This window comes from Polynucleobacter sp. 39-46-10 (assembly GCF_002282275.1).
Genome location: NZ_NCJB01000346.1, coordinates 1 through 2,321 on the forward strand (window position 1 = coordinate 1; position 2,321 = coordinate 2,321).

Annotated in this window: 1 protein-coding gene, 1 other RNA gene and 1 pseudogene; 2 read left to right on the top strand and 1 reads right to left on the bottom strand. The window is 46.1% G+C overall.

What is annotated here, in order from left to right:
- Positions 1-285: a transfer-messenger RNA gene (ssrA, locus tag B7X71_RS15440) on the top strand; the annotation flags it as partial.
- 61 nt (positions 286-346) lie between these two features.
- On the opposite strand, the gene B7X71_RS15445 is transcribed toward ssrA, so the two are convergent.
- Positions 347-2,098: an IlvD/Edd family dehydratase gene (locus B7X71_RS15445; RefSeq protein ID WP_293601353.1), complete on the bottom strand. Its 1,752-nt coding sequence runs from the start codon at positions 2,096-2,098 to the stop codon at positions 347-349.
- A 113-nt stretch (positions 2,099-2,211) separates the two neighbouring features.
- Here B7X71_RS15445 and B7X71_RS15450 point away from each other — a divergent pair.
- Positions 2,212-2,321: pseudogene (locus B7X71_RS15450) on the top strand (glyoxalase); the annotation flags it as partial.

The following is a 2,321-nucleotide window of genomic DNA, read 5'->3' on the forward strand; positions in this document are numbered from 1 at the left end:
GGGAATGTAATAACTGCAAACGACGAACGTTTCGCACTAGCCGCTTAATTGCGGTTGCCCCTGAACTGATTCTCTCTTGGGTCAGCTAGCGCAAGCTAGGTCAGGGTCATTTACAAGAGATAAGATCATTTCATGTCACGGGAAATGGTTCGAAAACTTAGTGAATCGCCAGCGTGGAACATGTCAGTCTGTGACTAGCTAGCTAAATTAAATGATATGACTAAGTATGTAGAACTTGTTGTAGAGGATTTGCGGACGCGGGTTCGATTCCCGCCGACTCCACCAATTAGTAGTAAATTGATTTACTCAACAGTCAAACGCCACCTTCACAGGTGGCGTTTTTCTTTTAACGCTTTGGTGTTTTACCCACCATCTTTGCGGCTCTCAAGAAATCAAAGTCCACACCTTTGTCTGCTTGCGTGACTGTATCTAAAAATAGTTTTAGATAACCACGCTCTGCAGTGGGCTCGACTACTGGATTGTCTTTTGCGCGCTGAGCTAATTCCCCTTCTGAGACTAACAAACTAATCTCACGATTTTTCACACTCAAACGAATGCGGTCACCATTTTTTACATATGCAAGTGGCCCACCAACTGCGGCTTCTGGAGTCACATGCAAGACGATCGTTCCAAATGCTGTACCACTCATGCGGCCATCAGAAATACGCACAATATCTTTTACACCAGCACGCGCAAGCTTCATCGGAATCGGGATGTATCCAGCTTCAGGCATACCTGGTGCACCTTTAGGGCCAATATTTTTCAGTACCAAAATATCATCTGCAGTGACATCTAAATCAGGGCTATCAATTCGGTTGGCAAGATCCTCAGAATTCTCAAATACAACTGCTCTACCCTCATGCTCCATCAATTTTTCGTGAGCAGCCGACTGTTTGATGATGGCGCCACCAGGAGCTAAATTGCCGTGTAAAACAGCAATACTGCCGCGTGGATAAATTGGATTACTAAAAGGGCGCACTACATCTTGCTTAAAACTCGGTGGGGCGGCATCAATTTCTTCGCCCAATGTTCGACCCGTTACCGTCATAGCATTCAGCTTCAGTAAAGGCTTTAGCTCGCGCAGCAAAGTAGCCATACCACCAGCATCATGGAAGTTCTCCATGTAGTGATCACCGGAAGGCTTGAGATCAACTAGAACCGGGGTTTCATCACCCATCTTATCCAAAGCATCTAAATCAATTTCTAAACCCATACGACCTGCAATTGCAGCCAAGTGAACAATGCCATTGGTTGATCCGCCAATCGCTAACAACACACGCATGGCGTTTTCAAATGCATCGGCGGTGAGTACCTTATCAATAGTTAAGCCATCTTTTGCCATTTGGACTGCACGTGTGCCCGTCTCTTCTGCAATCCGAATGCGGTCTGCAGTAACTGCCGGGGGAGTAGCGCCACCCGGCACAGTCATCCCTAGGGCCTCAGATATACAAGCCATGGTGCTAGCGGTACCCATTACAGAACAAGTCCCTACACTCGCTACCAATTGATCATTCACCTCATCTTTTTCAACTTCATCAATTTCACCAGCACGGAATTTCCCCCAATAGCGACGACAGTCCGTACAGGCACCCACACGCTCACTACGATGAGAACCCGTTAACATTGAACCGGTAATTAACTGAATTGCTGGCAAGCCTGCAGAAGCTGCGCCCATCATTTGAGCGGGCACAGTCTTATCGCAACCACCAATCATGACCACGGCATCCATCGGTTGAGCCCGGAGCATCTCTTCCGTATCCATCGACATGAGATTGCGCAAATACATACTGGTTGGCGCGGCAAAACTTTCATGAATGGAGATGGTTGGGAAGTCCATCGGCAACCCACCAGCGAGCATAACGCCCCGCTTCACAGCCTCAATCAATTGCGGCATGTTTCCATGACAAGGGTTATATGAACTTCCAGTATTGATAATGCCGATGACGGGCCGATCTAAAGCGCTATTGGTATACCCTGCACCTTTAATAAATGCCTTACGTAGGAATAAAGAGAAGCCTTTATCACCATAACTTGTTAAGCCCTTACGCAAGCCACTTTCAGGAGTTTGATTTTTGTCTTTATTGTTATTGCTTGTCATAGGTGAATGTCTCTTATTTGGCACAATATTTTTATATCGCAAATATACTAAACTTTGCCTTAATTAACCTTTTAAGCTTTAAAACTACAGCCAAAATAAATACAAGGACATCCATGTCAACCATCCAGCCCTTTCACCTTGCCTTTCCAGTTAATGACTTAGCGGCAGCTCGCAGTTTTTACGGCACTACCTTAGGCTGTCCAGAAGGGCGCAGTTCAGATGA

Coding starts and splice junctions, on each gene's coding strand:
- B7X71_RS15445 (WP_293601353.1), bottom strand. CDS start 2,098: ATGACAAGCAATAACAATAAAGACAAAAATCAAACTCCTGAAAGTGGC.